Source organism: Pseudomonas sp. SA233 (assembly GCF_054792385.1).
On sequence record NZ_CP096449.1, the window covers coordinates 3,849,006 to 3,865,301 of the forward strand.

General features: G+C 63.8%; 11 protein-coding genes and 1 pseudogene. 8 read left to right on the forward strand and 4 right to left on the reverse strand.

What is annotated here, in order from left to right:
- Positions 1 to 134: 134 nt before the first annotated feature.
- Genes dnaQ through M1D87_RS17830 form a run of 3 tightly spaced genes read right to left on the reverse strand, consistent with a single transcriptional unit; the run spans position 135 to position 2,178 of the window.
- A complete protein-coding gene (gene dnaQ, locus M1D87_RS17820; RefSeq protein ID WP_039613097.1) occupies positions 135 to 893 on the reverse strand; it encodes a DNA polymerase III subunit epsilon in 759 nt (252 codons plus the stop codon).
- 51 nt (positions 894 to 944) lie between these two features.
- Positions 945 to 1,391, reverse strand: a complete 447-nt coding sequence (gene rnhA, locus M1D87_RS17825; RefSeq protein ID WP_003261021.1) for a ribonuclease HI — start codon at positions 1,389 to 1,391, stop codon at positions 945 to 947.
- 13 nt (positions 1,392 to 1,404) lie between these two features.
- Positions 1,405 to 2,178: a class I SAM-dependent methyltransferase gene (locus M1D87_RS17830; protein ID WP_123085706.1), complete on the reverse strand. Its 774-nt coding sequence runs from the start codon at positions 2,176 to 2,178 to the stop codon at positions 1,405 to 1,407.
- Positions 2,179 to 2,263: 85 nt separating this feature from the next.
- Between M1D87_RS17830 and gloB the strand changes: the two genes are divergently transcribed.
- From gloB to M1D87_RS17865, 7 genes are all read left to right on the forward strand, one after another.
- A complete protein-coding gene (gene gloB / locus M1D87_RS17835; RefSeq protein WP_123085707.1) occupies positions 2,264 to 3,043 on the forward strand; it encodes a hydroxyacylglutathione hydrolase in 780 nt (259 codons plus the stop codon).
- 100 nt (positions 3,044 to 3,143) lie between these two features.
- Complete coding sequence (locus tag M1D87_RS17840) at positions 3,144 to 4,574, forward strand: lytic transglycosylase domain-containing protein (protein ID WP_013973401.1); 1,431 nt, start codon at positions 3,144 to 3,146, stop codon at positions 4,572 to 4,574.
- 222 nt (positions 4,575 to 4,796) lie between these two features.
- On the forward strand, positions 4,797 to 6,626 hold the full coding sequence (locus tag M1D87_RS17845; protein WP_024087409.1) for an extracellular solute-binding protein: 1,830 nt from the start codon (positions 4,797 to 4,799) through the stop codon (positions 6,624 to 6,626).
- A complete protein-coding gene (locus M1D87_RS17850; protein ID WP_039613094.1) occupies positions 6,623 to 8,458 on the forward strand; it encodes an extracellular solute-binding protein in 1,836 nt (611 codons plus the stop codon). The genes M1D87_RS17845 and M1D87_RS17850 overlap by 4 nt, the downstream gene beginning before the upstream one ends.
- 1 nt (position 8,459) lies before the next feature.
- Entirely contained in the window at positions 8,460 to 9,533 is a 1,074-nt protein-coding gene (locus M1D87_RS17855; protein ID WP_009686399.1) for a microcin C ABC transporter permease YejB, read from the forward strand.
- A 1-nt stretch (position 9,534) separates the two neighbouring features.
- Positions 9,535 to 10,554 carry an ABC transporter permease gene (locus M1D87_RS17860; protein ID WP_013973404.1) on the forward strand — a complete coding sequence of 340 codons (1,020 nt, stop codon included), beginning with the start codon at positions 9,535 to 9,537 and terminating at the stop codon, positions 10,552 to 10,554.
- 1 nt (position 10,555) lies between these two features.
- Entirely contained in the window at positions 10,556 to 12,166 is a 1,611-nt protein-coding gene (locus M1D87_RS17865) for an ABC transporter ATP-binding protein (RefSeq protein WP_123085708.1), read from the forward strand.
- A gap of 476 nt (positions 12,167 to 12,642) precedes the next feature.
- Here the strand turns inward: M1D87_RS17865 and M1D87_RS17870 are convergent.
- A pseudogene (locus M1D87_RS17870) lies at positions 12,643 to 12,834 on the reverse strand (ATP-binding protein); the annotation flags it as partial.
- 327 nt (positions 12,835 to 13,161) lie between these two features.
- Between M1D87_RS17870 and M1D87_RS17875 the strand changes: the two are divergent.
- Complete coding sequence (locus tag M1D87_RS17875; protein ID WP_421091568.1) at positions 13,162 to 16,092, forward strand: aminotransferase; 2,931 nt, start codon at positions 13,162 to 13,164, stop codon at positions 16,090 to 16,092.
- The last annotated feature ends 204 nt before the right edge of the window (positions 16,093 to 16,296 follow it).

The following is a 16,296-nucleotide window of genomic DNA, read 5'->3' on the forward strand; positions in this document are numbered from 1 at the left end:
CAACAGATCTTCTTCAGCAGAAATGGCCTCTTCGCAGCACAAGGCTGCTCCTACAGGTACATCACCGGCTTCGGAACTTGTGATGAACCTGTGGGAGCGGGTTCACCCGCGAAAGGGCCGGAGCAGGCGAAAGATCAGCCAGCAGGTGTCTCGGTCAGAGCCTGCCACATGGATGGCCCACCCGCCGACTTGGCAATGGCCGCCAGGCGCTCGGCATGCGCCTCCAGCTCCTCGGCACTGGCCATGATCACCCGCCCGGGCACACGCCCGGTAATACGGCGAATCTCGCTGCCACCAGCACCCGTCCCTTCATCCCCGGCTTCTGCCCCATGCGCGGCCAGCGACAGGCTGGTCTGGCCACCGGTCATTGCCAGGTAGACGTCAGCCAGCAATTCCGAGTCGAGCAATGCGCCATGCAGTTCACGGCCCGAGTTGTCGATATCGTAGCGTTTGCACAGCGCATCCAGGCTGTTGCGCTGCCCCGGGTGGCGCGCGCGCGCCAGCAGCAGGGTGTCGAGGATGGTGCAGTGCTGCGAAATGTCCGCGCGGTCCTGCTGGCCCAGCAAGGCAAATTCGTTGTTGATGAAGCCAACGTCGAACGCCGCGTTGTGGATGACCAGCGTGGCGCCCTGGATGAACTCGAAGAACTCCTCTGCGACATCGCCAAAGCGTGGCTTGCCGACCAGGAAGGCATCGGTGATGCCGTGGACGTTGATGGCGCCCTCGTCACTCTCGCGGTCTGGCTGCAGGTAGACGTGGAAGTGCCGCCCGGTCAGGCGCCGGCCGATGACCTCGACACAGCCGATCTCGATGATCCGGTGGCCTTCGCTGACCGGCATACCCGTGGTTTCGGTATCGAGAATGACGAACCGTTTATCTTGCTGCTGCTCCACGCGGGGCGCTCCAACTTGCATCAGTTACAAAGGCCGGAATTGTACCCCAGCTCAACGCTTGGCGCGCACTTCATCGACCCCACGGTTGGCCAGCTGGTCGGCGCGTTCGTTGCCGGGGTGGCCGATATGTCCGCGCACCCACTTCCAGGTCACCTTGTGGCGGTTGACCTGCTCATCCAGCTGCTGCCACAGGTCGGCGTTCTTCACCGGCTCCTTGGCCGCGGTTTTCCAGCCGCGCTTCTTCCAGTTGGTCATCCATTCGTTGATGCCCTTCATCACGTACTGCGAGTCGGTGGTCAGCACCACTTCGCATTCGCGCTTCAGCGCCATCAAGCCCTGGATCGCGGCCATCAGTTCCATGCGGTTGTTGGTGGTTTCGCGTTCGCCGCCCCACAGTTCCTTCTCGACGCCCTTGTAGATCATAAGGACGCCCCAGCCGCCAGGGCCAGGGTTGCCCTTGCAGGCACCATCGGTAAACATCTCGACGCTTTCGCTCATGTACCACTCATGTTCAGTGCTTTTCAGTATCCGGGTTGGCCGCCGTGCGGTTGACCTTGGCCAGGGGCAGCGGCAGCAGCTTGCCCATCGGCTCGCGACGCTCCTGGCGCAACGGCCGCAGGCCCACCACCATCTTGCGTGCTACCAGCAGGTACACACCGCCACCGGAACTCTGCCAGCCGCCAGCCACCCGTTCCCAGCCCGCCAGGCGTTGCTGCCAGGCCGGTGAGGCAAGCGGCGGACGATAGCACCCGAAGCGGCGTTTCTCCAGCGCGAAGCCCAGCAGGTTGAGCCAGTCGCCCACCCGTGACGGCGAGATGCAACGGGCCTTGCGCAAGGCGCCGTGGCTGAAGAAATGGCGCATGCCCCAGCTGCTCCAGGGGTTGATCCCGACGATAAGCAGGTGCCCGCCAGGGCGCACGGCGCTGGCCGCCTCGCGCAGCAAGCCGTGGGGCGAAAGGCAGAAATCCAGGCCATGCTGCAGCACCACCACGTCGGCGGCGTGCTCGCTCAGCGGCCAGGCCTGCTCCTCGCAGACAATCTCCACCCCCGGCAGCGGTGCACCGAGGCGCACGCTGCGCTGTACCTGGGGTGCGCTGGGCGGTGGCTCGGCGCAGGGCCCGTAGTGCACAAGGTAACCCCCGAAGAAGCGCCCGAGCTCTTCTTCCAGCAGTTTTTCCTCCTCCCTGAGCATCAGTTGGCCGAGTGGGCCGTTGAACCACTCACGGGCCAGGCTGATCAGCTTGACCCAGTCCGGGTCGGCCTGGGCAAAGGCTTGGTCGGTCATTGCGCTCTCCCTCGAAGGTTCTCGCACCGCGCCATCGCGGATAAGATGCCTTCATGTGCCACGCTAGGCGAATCGGATCCGCACCATGATACAGATCGATGCTCTCCCCGCTTTCTCCGACAACTACATCTGGTTGTTACAGGATACTGCCAAACGCCGCTGCGCGGTGGTCGATCCGGGTGACGCCGGCCCAGTGGAACGCTGGCTGTCGGCCAACCCCGACTGGGTGCTGAGTGACATCCTGGTCACCCACCACCACAACGACCACGTCGGCGGCGTGGAAAGGCTCAAGCAGCTGACCGGGGCCCGGGTCTGCGGCCCGGCCCACGAGCGCATCCCCTGCCGTGACCTGGCGCTGGACGAAGGTGACCAGGTGACCGTGCTGGGCGTGACCTTCCAGGTGCTGGCCGTGCCCGGCCATACCCTGGGGCACATCGCCTTGTTCAGCGACCAGCCGGCAACGCCGGTGCTGTTCAGTGGCGACACGCTGTTCGCCGCCGGTTGCGGGCGCATGTTCGAAGGCACTCCCGAACAGATGCAGCCAGCCCTCGCCCGCCTGGCAGCCCTGCCAGAGCAGACCGAGGTGTACTGCGCCCACGAATACACCCTGAGCAACCTGCGTTTCGCCAAGGCGGTGGAACCCGACAACCCGCACGTTCAGCAGCGGTTCGAGGACGTTACCCGTTTGCGTGCCGAAAATCGCATCACATTGCCATCAACGATCGGTCTGGAGCGCCTGACCAACCCCTTCCTGCGCACCTCTGAAACATTAGTTAAACAAAAAGCAGACGAATGGAAGGGACATTCAAACCCCTCGCATGTCGCTGTTTTTGCTGCCTTGAGGTCTTGGAAGGACACCTTCTGATAACCTCAAGATATATCGCAAGCGATGGTCAAAGGTTGACCAGGCCCGGAGCGGTTTCTAGAATCGCCGAAATTTTTCGCCCGGAAACCTGTGTCAGCCGATGTCTTCACGTAGCCGCAGAACCTCTCATTCCGTCGCCCTGACGCGCCTGGCCCAAATCAGTGCGCTGGCCCTGGCCGCCACTTTGGTGGGCTGCCAGAGCACCCGTCAGCTCGACGAATCCGATAGCGTTCGCGCGCACAACTACCAGGCGCGGATCAAGCACAAGCCTTCACCGCTGCTGGTAAAGCCGGCCGAACAGGCACCGCAGGACGTGTGGGAACGCATGCGCCAGGGCTTCGCCCTGCAGGACAACATCGACGTCAACCCGCGCATCGAACAGCAGCGCCTGTGGTTCGCCAGCAATCCAAGCTTCATCGAAAGCGCCGGCGAGCGTGGCAGCCTCTACCTGCACTACATTGTCGAGCGCCTCGAAGAACGCGACATGCCGCTGGAGCTGGCCCTGCTGCCAGCCATCGAAAGCGCCTACAACCCTATGGCCTACTCGCGCGCCCATGCCGCGGGCATGTGGCAGTTCATTCCGTCCACCGGTCGTCACTTCAACCTGCGCCAGACCAACTTCTACGATGGCCGTCGCGACGTGACCGCCTCGACCAACGCCGCACTGGACTACCTCAGCCGCCTGCACGACATGTTCAACGGCGACTGGTTGCTGGCCCTGGCTGCCTACAACGCCGGCGAAGGCACGGTCAGCCGCGCCATCGAGCGCAACGAGCGGCTCGGCCTGCCCACCGACTACTGGAACCTGCCGCTGCCGCAGGAAACCCGCGACTACGTGCCCAAGCTGCTGGCCCTGTCGCAGGTGGTACTCACGCCGCAAGCCTATGGCGTGAACCTGAACCCGATCGCCAACGAACCCTACTTCGAGGCGGTGGCCATCAACGACCGCCTGGACCTGTCGCGGGTAGCGGCCTTCGCCAACATCGACGAGGACGAGCTGATCCAGCTCAACCCGGCATTCAAGAAACGCATGACCGTGGACGGCCCGCAGCAGCTGCTGGTACCCACCGCCAAGGCGCAGCTGCTGAGCGACAGCCTGTCCAACCTCAAACCCGAGCAGCTGGTCAGCCTGCAGCCGAACAAGGCTGTGTTCGCCCGCGCCGTGGCCGAAGCCAAGGCCCCAGTGGCGGCGCGCAGCTACCGGGTCAAGCGCGGCGACAACCTGGGCGCCATCGCCAAGGCCAACCGCGTTTCGGTCAAGGACATCAAGCGCTGGAACCGTCTCTCCGGCAACAACGTGCGCGCTGGCCAGGTCCTGGCCCTGCGCGGCGGCAGCGCGCCGAGCGCTGCTGGCAATCGGGTAGCCGCCTCCGGGCAGCGCTCCACGCAGTACAAGGTACGCAAAGGCGATTCGCTGTACCTGGTGGCCAAGCGCTTCAACGTGGAAATGAAACACCTCAAGCGCTGGAACCCGCGCAGCGGCCATGCCCTGAAGCCAGGCCAGACCCTGACCGTCTACCTCTCGCATTGATGTAGTTACAGGGGCTGCTTTGCAGCCCATTCGCGGGCACGCCCGCTCCCACAGGTTTTTCACCGCCATCAAGGCCGGTGTTGTACCTGTGGGAGCGGGCGTGCCCGCGAATGGGCCTGAGAAATACACACTGGAAAACCCCTGCCCCCTCTCTTTTTCCAACCCCACCAAGCTGTTACTGTACCCCGATCAAAGCCCAACGCCTCTGGATCGGATGCCGACTTGATACGTCCCCTCCTGCTGTCTCTCAGCCTGGCCTTGAGCTTTCCCGCAGCCGCGATGGTGAGCGAAAGCCACGGATACGCGCAGTTCGGCACGCTCAAGTACCCAGCCACATTCACCCATTTCGACTGGGTCAACCCGCAAGCGCCCAAGGGCGGCACCTTGCGGGCGATGGCTTTCGGAACCTTCGACACCCTCAACCCCTACACCTTCAAGGGGTCGAGCCCGATTACCACGCCCAATTTCCAGCAGTACGGCATCAGCGAGCTGAACGAGCCGCTGATGGTCGGCACCGGTCAGTACGACCCGTCCGGCGACGAACCGACCTCCAGCTACGGCCTGATCGCCCGCTCGGTGGAGTACAGCGAGGACCGCAGCTGGGTGGTGTTCAACCTGCGCCCGGAGGCCCGCTGGCATGACGGCAAGCCGATCACCTCGGCAGACGTGGCCTTCTCCTACCGCACGCTGCTCAAGGATGGCCACCCGATCTACCGCACCAACCTGCAGGAAGTGCAGCGGGTGGACATCCTTGGCCCGCTGCGCATCCGCTTCGTATTCAAGCGCGCCGGCAACCCGCTGCTGATCCTGCGCCTGGGCGAAATGCCGGTGCTGCCCAAGCACTACTGGCAAAAGCGTGACTTCAAGGCCACCACCTTCGAGCCTCCACTGGGCAGCGGCCCTTACCGCATCACCCAGGTCCAGCCTGGGCGCCGGTTGGTGTTCGAACGGGTGAAGAACTACTGGGGCAAGGACCTGGCGGTGAACCGTGGCAAGTACAACTTCAACCGCGTGGAATACGAGTTCTACCGCGACGCTACGGTCGCCTTCGAGGCGTTCAAGGCCGGCGAGTTCGACATCTATATCGAGCACCAGGCGAAGAACTGGGCCAACGGCTACAACTTCCCGGCCGTGCGCCGGGGCGAGGTGATCAAGGCGCAGATCCCGCACCGCATCCCCACGCAAACCCAGGGCCTGTTCATGAACAGCCGCCGGGCCACCTTCAGCGACCCACGGGTACGCCAGGCACTGGGGCTGATGCTCGACTTCGAGTGGACCAACCGCGCGCTGTTCAGCGGCGCCTACCGCCGCTCGACCAGCTACTACCCAAACAGCGAATTCGCCGCCACCGGCCTGCCCACCGGCAAGGAATGGCTGTTGCTGGCACCGTTTCGTGACCAGTTGCCGGCCAGCCTGTTCAGCGAACCCTACAAGGTCAGCCATACCGATGGCCGTGGCATCAACCGCCAGACCCTGCGCCAGGCCCTCGGCCTGCTCGCCGAGGCCGGCTGGAAGCTGAACGGCCAACGTCTGGTCGACAGCAAGGGCCAGCAGCTGCGCATGGAACTGCTGCTGGTAAACCCCAACCTTGAACGCATCCTGCAACCTTATGTCGAAAACCTGGCCAGCATCGGCATCGATGCGCGCTTGCGTACCGTGGACCGCGCCCAGTACAAACAACGCCTGGACCAGTTCGATTTCGACATGATTCTGATGACCCTGAACCAGACCCTGAGCCCGGGCCTCGAACAGTGGCTGTACTTCCACTCCAGCCAGGCAACCACCAAGGGCAGCAAGAACTATGCTGGGGTCAAGGACCCGGTGGTCGACCATCTGCTCGACACCCTGCTGGCCGCCCGCACCCGCGATGATCAGGTCGCCGCCGCCCGCGCCCTGGACCGCGTGCTCTCATGGCAGTACTACATGATCCCCAACTGGTACCTCGACAATCATCGCCTGGCCTACCGCAACCGGTTCGCCTTCGTCACCACGCCGCCCTACACCCTTGGGCTGAACAGCTGGTGGATCAAGACTTCGGAGAAAGCCCAATGACGCCAACGCACCGACTGCGCCGGTTGGCCGGCAGCCTGTTGCTTGCCTGCCTGAGCCTTCCCGCCCTGGCCGCACCGCAACACGCGCTCACCCTGTACGACGAGCCCCCAAAATACCCCGCCGACTTCAAGCACTTTGCCTACGTCAACCCTGACGCACCCAAGGGTGGCACCTTCCGCCAGTCCAGCTTCGGCGGCTTCGACAGCCTCAACCCGTTCATCAACAAGGGGGTGCCGGCCGAGAACATCGGCAGCATCTACGACACCCTGATGCGCCAGAGCCAGGACGAGCCGTTCACCGAGTACGGCCTGGTGGCCGGCAAGATCGAAAAAGCCCCGGACAACAGCTGGGTGCGCTTCTACCTGCGCCCCGAGGCACGCTTCCACGACGGCCACCCGATGCGCGCCGACGACGTGGTGTTCACCTTCAATGCCCTGATCAAGGACGGCGCGCCGCTGTACCGCCAGTACTATGCCGACGTCGCTGAAGTGGTCGCCGAAGACCCGCTGACGGTGCTGTTCACCTTCAAGCACAAGAACAACCGCGAGCTGCCGCTGATTCTCGGCCAGCTGCCGGTACTGCCCAAGCACTGGTACGAAAGCCGCGAGTTCAACCGCGGCAACCTGGAAATCCCGCTGGGCAGCGGCCCTTACAAGGTTGCCGAGGTCAAGGCCGGGCGCTCGGTGCGCTACGAGCGGGTCAAGGACTACTGGGCCAAGGACCTGCCGATCAACCGCGGCTTCTACAACTTCGACGTGATGACCTTCGACTCCTACCGCGACACCACTGTCGCCCTGGAAGCACTCAAGGCCGGTGCGTTCGACTATGCGCTGGAAGTCAGCGCGAAGAACTGGGCCACCGCCTACAACGTACCCGCCGTGCGCGATGGCCGCCTGATCAAGGAAGAGTTGCCCAACGGCAACCCCACGGGCATGCAGGGCTTCATCTTCAACATCCGCCGACCGGTGTTCCAGGACGTGCGCGTGCGCCAGGCGCTGAGCCTGCTGCTGGACTACGAGTGGACCAACAAGCAGCTGTTCAACGGTGCCTACACCCGCACCGGCAGCTACTTCGAAAACTCGGAAATGGCCGCCCGCGGCCTGCCCAGCCCCAGCGAACTGAAAATCCTCGAACCGCTACGTGGCAAGGTCCCCGAGCAGGTATTCAGCGAAGCCTTCCGCAACCCGGTCAGCGACGGCAGCGGCATGATCCGCGAACAGCAGCGCCAGGCCTACAAGCTGCTGCAGGAAGCCGGCTGGAAAATCGTCGATGACAAGATGGTCGACGCCCAGGGCAAGCCGGTAAGCATCGAATTCCTGCTGGCACAGACCGAGTTCGAACGCATCCTGCTGCCGTTCAAGCGCAACCTCGCCGACCTTGGCATCGACCTGAACATCCGCCGGGTCGACGTGTCCCAGTACATCACCCGCCTGCGCTCGCGCGACTACGACATGATCGTCGGTGGCTACCCGCAGTCCAACTCGCCGGGTAACGAGCAGCGCGAGTTCTGGTCCAGTGCCGCCGCCGACAACCCCGGCAGCCGCAACTTCATCGGCCTGCGCGACCCGGCCATCGACCAGCTGGTGGAACAGCTGATCAATGCCGATTCGCGGCAGAGCCTGATCGACCACTGCCGGGCCCTCGACCGCGTGCTGCTGTGGGGCTACTACGTGATCCCCAACTGGCACATCAAGACCTGGCGCGTGGCCTACTGGAACCACATCGGCCACCCGGACGTCTCGCCCAAGTACGACATCGGCATCGATACCTGGTGGATCAAGCCCGGCGTAACCCCGGCCGTCAGCGAAACCACTGCGGACGAGGCCGAATAACATGCTGGCCTACATCCTGCGCCGCCTGCTGCTGATCATCCCGACCCTGTTCGGCATCCTGATCATCAACTTCATCATCGTCCAGGCCGCCCCCGGCGGCCCGGTCGAGCAGATGATCGCCAAGCTCGAAGGTTTCGAAGGCGCCACCAGCCGCATTGCCGGTGGCGGTGCCGAAGTGTCCGTGGCCGGCTCCAACTACCGTGGAGCCCAGGGCCTGGACCCGGCACTGATCGCCGAGATCGAACGCATGTACGGCTTCGACAAGTCGCCGCCCGAGCGCCTGTGGATCATGATCAAGAACTACGCCCGGCTGGACTTCGGCGACAGCTTCTTCCGCGATGCCAAGGTTATCGACCTGATCATCGAGAAGATGCCTGTGTCGATTTCGCTGGGGCTATGGAGCACGCTGATCATGTACCTGGTGTCGATCCCGCTGGGCATCGCCAAGGCCGTGCGCCACGGCAGCCATTTCGACGTGTGGACCAGTTCGGCGATCATCGTCGGCTACGCCATCCCCGCGTTCCTGTTCGCCATCCTGCTGATCGTGCTGTTCGCCGGCGGCAGCTACTTCGACTGGTTCCCGCTGCGCGGCCTCACCTCCAACAACTTCGACGAGCTGAGCACCACCGGCAAGGTGCTGGACTACTTCTGGCACCTGGTGCTGCCGATCACCGCGCTGGTCATCGGCAACTTCGCCACCATGACCTTGCTGACCAAGAACAGCTTCCTAGACGAGATCAACAAGCAATACGTGGTCACCGCCAAGGCCAAGGGCCTGAGCCGGCCACGGGTGCTGTACGGCCATGTGTTCCGCAACGCCATGCTGCTGGTGATTGCCGGTTTCCCTTCGGCGTTCATCGGCATCTTCTTCACCGGTTCCTTGCTGATCGAGGTGATCTTCAGCCTCGACGGCCTCGGCCTGATGAGTTTCGAGGCAGCCATCAACCGTGACTACCCGGTGGTCTTCGGCACCCTGTTCATCTTCACCCTGCTGGGGCTGGTGGTGAAACTGATCGGCGACCTGACCTACACCCTGGTCGATCCACGCATCGACTTCGCCAGCCGGGAGCACTGACATGGCCTTGTCCCCCCTCAACCGCCGGCGCTTCGAGCGCTTCAAGGCCAACCGCCGTGGCTGGTGGTCGCTGTGGCTGTTCCTGATCCTGTTCGGCCTGAGCCTGGGCGCCGAACTGATCGCCAACGACAAGCCGATTGCCGTGCGCTACGACGGCGAATGGTACTTCCCGGCATTCAAGCGCTACCCGGAAACCACCTTCGGCGGCGAATTCCCGCTGGAAGCCAACTACAAGAGCCCGTACATCCGCGAACTGCTGGAGAAGAAAGACAGCTTCGTGCTGTGGGCACCGATCCCGTTCAGCTACCAGAGCATCAACTATGACCTGCGGGTACCCGCCCCGGCCCCACCGTCGGCGGACAACTGGCTGGGCACCGACGACCAGGGCCGCGACGTGCTGGCACGGGTGATCTACGGTTTCCGCATTTCCGTGCTGTTCGCCCTGACGCTGACCCTGCTCAGTTCCATCGTCGGCGTGATCGCCGGCGCCTTGCAGGGCTTCTATGGCGGCTGGGTCGACCTGGCCGGGCAACGCTTCCTGGAAGTCTGGTCGGGCCTGCCGGTGCTGTATCTGCTGATCATCCTCGCCAGCTTCGTGCAGCCCAACTTCTGGTGGTTGCTGGGCATCATGCTGCTGTTCTCTTGGATGAGCCTGGTGGATGTGGTACGCGCCGAGTTCCTGCGCGGGCGCAACCTGGAATACGTACGTGCCGCCCGCGCCCTGGGCATGCGCAATGGCGCGATCATGTACCGGCATATCCTGCCCAACGCCATGATCTCGACCATGACCTTCATGCCATTCATTCTCACCGGCGCCATCGGCACCCTCACCGCCCTGGACTTCCTTGGTTTCGGCCTGCCGCCGGGCGCACCGTCGCTGGGCGAGCTGGTGGCCCAGGGCAAGTCCAACCTGCAGGCCCCATGGCTGGGCATCAGCGCCTTCGCCGTGCTGGCGCTGATGCTGAGCCTGCTGGTGTTCATCGGCGAATCCGCCCGTGATGCCTTCGACCCGAGGAAGTGACATGAGTGAACAGAACCTGATCGAAGTGCGCGACCTGGCGGTGGAGTTCGTCACCGGGGACCAGGCCCACCGCGTTGTGAACGGCATCAGCTTCGACATCCGCAAGGGTGAGACGCTGGCACTGGTGGGCGAGAGTGGCTCGGGCAAATCGGTCACCGCGCATTCGCTCCTGCGCCTGCTGCCCTACCCCCTGGCCCGCCACCCCAGCGGCAGCATCCTCTACGAGGGCAAGGACCTGCTGCAGCAGAACGAGAAGACCATGCAGCGCATTCGCGGCAACCGCATTGCAATGATCTTCCAGGAGCCGATGACCTCGCTTAACCCGCTGCACTGCATCGAGAAGCAGATCAACGAAATCCTCCTGCTGCACAAGGGCCTGACCGGCAAGGAGGCCACGGTGCGCACCCTGGAGCTGCTGGAGATGGTCGGCATTCCCGAGCCACGCAAGCGTCTGAAGGCTTTGCCCCATGAGCTGTCGGGCGGGCAGCGCCAGCGGGTGATGATCGCCATGGCCCTGGCCAACGAGCCGGAACTGCTGATTGCGGATGAGCCGACCACGGCGCTGGACGTGACTGTGCAGTTGAAGATTCTCGAACTGCTCAAGGAACTGCAGGCGCGTCTGGGCATGGCCCTGCTGCTGATCAGCCATGACCTGAACCTGGTGCGACGCATCGCCCACCGTGTGTGCGTGATGCAGCACGGGCAGATTGTCGAGCAGGCCGAATGCGCCAAGCTGTTCAGCGCACCGCAGCACCACTACACGCAGATGCTGATCAATGCCGAACCCAGCGGGCTGCCGGCGCACAACCCGGTGGGCGCGCCATTGCTGGAGGTGGATGACCTCAAGGTGTGGTTCCCGATCAAGAAGGGCCTGCTACGGCGCACGGTCGACCATGTGAAGGCGGTGGACGGGATCAACTTCAGCTTGCCGCAAGGGCAGACGCTGGGGATTGTCGGCGAGTCCGGGTCGGGCAAGTCGACTTTGGGTTTGGCGATCTTGCGGCTGATCTCCAGCCAGGGCGGCATTCGCTTTCATGGGCAGGATCTGGAAGGGCTGAACCAGAAGGCCGTGCGCCCGTTGCGCCGGGAAATGCAGGTGGTGTTCCAGGACCCGTTCGGCAGCCTGAGCCCGCGCATGTGCGTGGAGGACATTGTCGGCGAAGGGTTGCGCATCCACCGCATCGGCACGGCGCAGGAACAGGAAGCGGCAATTATTGCGGCCCTGGAGGAAGTGGGGCTGGACCCACGCACACGGCATCGCTATCCGCACGAGTTTTCCGGTGGGCAGCGCCAGCGCATTGCCATTGCCCGGGCGTTGGTATTGAAACCGGCGCTGATCCTGCTGGATGAACCTACGTCGGCGCTGGACCGCACGGTGCAGCGGCAGGTGGTGGAGTTGCTGCGCAATCTGCAGCAGAAATACAACCTGACCTACCTGTTCATCAGCCATGACCTGGCGGTGGTCAAGGCGTTGAGCCACCAGTTGATGGTGATCAAGCATGGGCATGTAGTGGAACAAGGGGATGCGCAAGCGATCTTCCATGCGCCGCAGCATCCGTATACCCGGCAGTTGCTGGAGGCGGCGTTCTTGGAAGTGGATGCGGCTAATTAGCTTTTGACCGCGCCGGCTTCAAGCCATGCGCTATCCCTGTGGGAGCTGGCTTGCCGGCGATGGGCCGCAAAGCGGCCCGCTTTCGGCGAGGCGAAAAACAGACTTCTCCCCTTCCTTGTAGGCCATTTCCCAGTCCTCGCCGAACCCAAGACTTGCACCAAGACTGATTAATATGTCGCCAGGGCCGGCCCTTTCGCGGGCATGCCCGCTCCCACAGGGACACCACAGGCTTCAAGACTTGCGCAGTACCTGTGGGAGCGGGCGTGCCCGCGAAGAGGCCGGTCCGGGCAGTCGAGAATTTTCAGGGTATTCAAAATGACTACGGAATCCTCCAATTCACTGTCTAGAATCCGAGGATGATCTGGGCTGCCCACTGCCTGAGTGCGATGGCCGAAGCGCTGATGGGTCCGGCACCAGCTGGCCTAGGCTGATCTAGCTCAGAGCCGGCCCAACAACTCCTGCCGCTCGCGCCAGATCTACTGTACAAAGGGGTCGGTCACCCCATACAGCCCATGCCCCCGACGCATGATCAGGTTAGCGGCCAGCAGTTCGTTGGCAACCGGCTGTATCTCTTCGACACGCACTTCACGCCCCACAGCCTTCGAATACTCGGCCGCCGCTTCGTTGGAGAACACCCCACGCGCATCGCCTTCGACCGATGCGATCCGGGCAATCTTAAAAAAGAGGTTTTGCCAGTCCTGCGCAGCCCGTAGAAAAACAGCCATGATCTCAGGCCGATATCCAGGGCGGACGGTTTCAACAGCTACCTGGCCATGTCGGCAGCCAATTCACGGCGCGGGAAGATGTCGACCATGGCTTTATTGAAAATTATTGAATACCAATAATTATTGGCAGCGAATAATTTAATGTAACGGTGTACAGGCAGGTCGGCTCGAAAGCCATCATCAAATTTTCTGACAACAATCGTCTTCCATCATCAGCCAGATCAGGCATAAATTCTCCACCGTCAACCCCAGCAGCAACGGTAGAGCCCCATGTCCAGCCCACAACACCAGCCCGCCTCCCCTGCCCTGACCACGCTGATCCAGCGCTCCGGCCTGCCCAGCCCTGCGCTCGGCGAAGCCCAGGCACATGCCGTGCTGCAAACGCACTACGGCATTACCGGCAACCTCTCGGCACTGGGCAGCCAACAGGACCTGAACTTCCGTGTAGACGCACCACAAGGCCGTTTCGTGCTCAAGGCCTGCCACGGCAGCTACGCCCAGGTGGAGCTCGAGGCCCAGCACGCGGCCCTGGCCTACCTGCGCGAACAGGGCTTGCCTGTGCCGGCCGTGCGCCCGGCTAGCGATGGCCAGATGCTGCTGGCGTTGGAAATAGACGGGCAACCGCTGCGCATGCGCCTGCTCGACTACATCGAAGGCCAGCCACTGACCCGCCTCAAGCACATGGAGCCACGCCTGATGGCCGAACTCGGCGGGCTCTGCGCGCGGCTGGACAAGGCCCTGGCCACTTTCGACCACCCGGGCCTGGCGCGCACCCTGCAATGGGACCCGCAACATGCCCAGGCACTGATCCAGCACCTGCTGCCCGTGCTGGGCAACGCCGAGCAACGCGCCCGCATCGAGCAGGCCACCCAGCTGGCCGCCGAGCACCTGGCGCCGCTGGTCGACCAGCTGCCAAGCCAGGCCGTGCATCTGGACATCACCGACGACAATGCCGTCTGGGCCCGCGATGGCGAGCGCCAGTGGCAGCTGCAAGGGGTGATCGATTTCGGCGACCTGTTGCGCACCTGGCGCATCGCCGACCTGTCGGTGACCTGCGCTGCGTTGTTGCACCACGCCGAGGGCGAACCGCTGCGCATCCTGCCGGCAGTACGTGCCTACCAGGCGCTCAACCCTCTGAGCGAAGCCGAACTGCGGGCGCTGTGGCCACTGGTGCTCAACCGCGCTGCCGTGCTGGTGCTGAGCAGCGAGCAACAGCTCGCCGTCGACCCCGGCAACCAGTACACCCGCGACAACATCGCCCATGAATGGGAAATCTTCGACACTGCCACCGCCGTACCTTTCGCGTTGATGGAAGCGGCCATCCTGCAAGCTGCGGGCCTGCAGCCAGCCACGCCGGACCTGAGCGGCTGCGCCCTTCTGCTCCCTGAACTGGATCAGCAGGCAGTGACGCGCGTCGATCTGGGCGTGCTCAGCGTGCATTGCGAGGCGGGCAACTGGGAGCAACCGGGCTTCGACCAGCACCTGCTGACCACGCAACCAGCACCGGCCTGCAGCCTGCACGGGCAGTATCGCCTGTCGCAAACCCATATCGATCGCCCCGAAGAGCCTGCCACCTGTGCCCTGGGCGTCGAGCTGCATGTACCCAACGGCAGCCTGGTGCAAGCGCCAGACGCCGGCACCTGGCAGCGCCATGGCGACGGCCGTGGCTGCCTGCGCAGCGCGCACTGGGCGTTGTGGCTGCAAGGCCTGGAAGACGCGCCTGCAGATGGCCAGGCCGTGGAAAAAGGCCAGTCGCTGGGCAGCAGTTGTGGCTTCCTCTGCGTGCAACTGTGCCTGGATAGCGGCATCCAGCCGCCGTTCTTCGCCACCCCATCCCAGGCAGCCGCCTGGCTGGCCCTGTGCCCGTCGCCAGCTGCGTTGCTGGGCTTCGACTGCAATGCCGAGCCGCTGCCCGACCCGCAGGCCCTGCTGGCTCGCCGCGACGCCAGCTTCGCCCGCTCGCAGAAGCATTACTACGCGCAACCGCCTCACATCGAACGCGGCTGGCGCAACTACCTGATCGACATGCAGGGCCGCTCGTACCTCGACATGCTCAACAACGTCGCGGTGCTGGGCCACGGCCACCCGCGCATGGTCGCCGAGTCGGCACGGCAGTGGTCGCTGCTGAACACCAACTCGCGCTTCCACTACGCGGCCATCACCGAATTCTCCGAACGCCTGCTGGAGTTGGCACCCGAAGGCTTCGACCGGGTGTTCATGGTCAACAGTGGTACCGAAGCCAACGACCTGGCGATTCGCCTGGCCTGGGCCTACAGCGGCGGGCGCGACCTGCTCAGCGTGCTGGAGGCCTACCACGGCTGGTCGGTGGCCACCGATGCCATTTCCACTTCCATCGCCGACAACCCGCAGGCCCTGGAAACCCGCCCGGACTGGGTGCACCCGGTCGAGGCGCCGAACACCTTCCGCGGCCGCTTCCGTGGCGCCGACAGCGCCACCCACTACCTGCGCGACGTCGACGCCAAGCTGGCCGACCTCGACGCCCGTGGTCGCCAGTTGGCGGGCATCATCTGCGAACCGGTGTACGGTAATGCCGGTGGTATTTCGTTGCCGGCGGGTTACCTGCGCGACGCCTATGCCAAGGTCCGCGCCCGGGGCGGTGTGTGCATCGCCGACGAGGTACAGGTCGGCTATGGCCGCCTGGGCGAGTACTTCTGGGGCTTCGAGGAACAGGGCGTGGTGCCCGACATCATCACAATGGCCAAGGGCATGGGCAACGGCCAGCCACTGGGCGTAGTCATCACCCGCCGCGAGATCGCCGAAGCGCTGGAGGCCGAGGGCTACTTCTTCTCCTCGGCCGGCGGCAGCCCGGTCAGCTGCCGCATCGGCATGGCGGTGCTGGATGTGATGCAGGAAGAAGGCCTGTGGGACAACGCGCGCGATACCGGGCGCTATTTCAAGGCGCGCCTGCAGGCACTGGTCGACAAGCACCCGCTGGCCGGCGCGGCGCATGGTTCGGGCTTCTACCTGGGGCTGGAACTGGTGCGCGACCGCGCAACACTGGAGCCGGCCACCGAGGAAACCATGGCCCTGTGCAACCGCCTGCGTGACCTGGGCATCTTCATGCAGCCGACCGGTGATTACCTGAACATCCTCAAGATCAAGCCGCCGATGTGCACCACCCGGGCGAGCGTGGACTACTTCGTCGACAGCATTGATCGGGTGCTGGGTGAAGGGCTGTAAGTGCTTGGCTTTGGTTTTTCAGCGCCTGTGAGATCGAGCGCCGCCCGCGCGGCGCTTCGCAGCACAAGGCTGCTCCTACATTTGTTTCGGGCCAATAAATCCTGAGGCGAGGGCGCGCGGCCCCTTGGTGTCCACCTCAATATCGTGTCGGGAAAACAAGGCGGTCGCGTGCACTGGTACAGGCGTTACTGGCCCGAAACAAAT

Bases quoted from the DNA above. Each gene is read 5' to 3' on its own strand.
- M1D87_RS17840 (WP_013973401.1), top strand. From the start codon at position 3,144: ATGTCTTCACGTAGCCGCAGAACCTCTCATTCCGTCGCCCTGACGCGC.
- gloB (WP_123085707.1), top strand. From the start codon at position 2,264: ATGATACAGATCGATGCTCTCCCCGCTTTCTCCGACAACTACATCTGG.
- M1D87_RS17830 (WP_123085706.1), bottom strand. From the start codon at position 2,178: ATGACCGACCAAGCCTTTGCCCAGGCCGACCCGGACTGGGTCAAGCTG.
- M1D87_RS17850 (WP_039613094.1), top strand. From the start codon at position 6,623: ATGACGCCAACGCACCGACTGCGCCGGTTGGCCGGCAGCCTGTTGCTT.
- rnhA (WP_003261021.1), bottom strand. From the start codon at position 1,391: ATGAGCGAAAGCGTCGAGATGTTTACCGATGGTGCCTGCAAGGGCAAC.
- M1D87_RS17875 (WP_421091568.1), top strand. From the start codon at position 13,162: ATGTCCAGCCCACAACACCAGCCCGCCTCCCCTGCCCTGACCACGCTG.
- M1D87_RS17860 (WP_013973404.1), top strand. From the start codon at position 9,535: ATGGCCTTGTCCCCCCTCAACCGCCGGCGCTTCGAGCGCTTCAAGGCC.
- M1D87_RS17855 (WP_009686399.1), top strand. From the start codon at position 8,460: ATGCTGGCCTACATCCTGCGCCGCCTGCTGCTGATCATCCCGACCCTG.
- M1D87_RS17865 (WP_123085708.1), top strand. From the start codon at position 10,556: ATGAGTGAACAGAACCTGATCGAAGTGCGCGACCTGGCGGTGGAGTTC.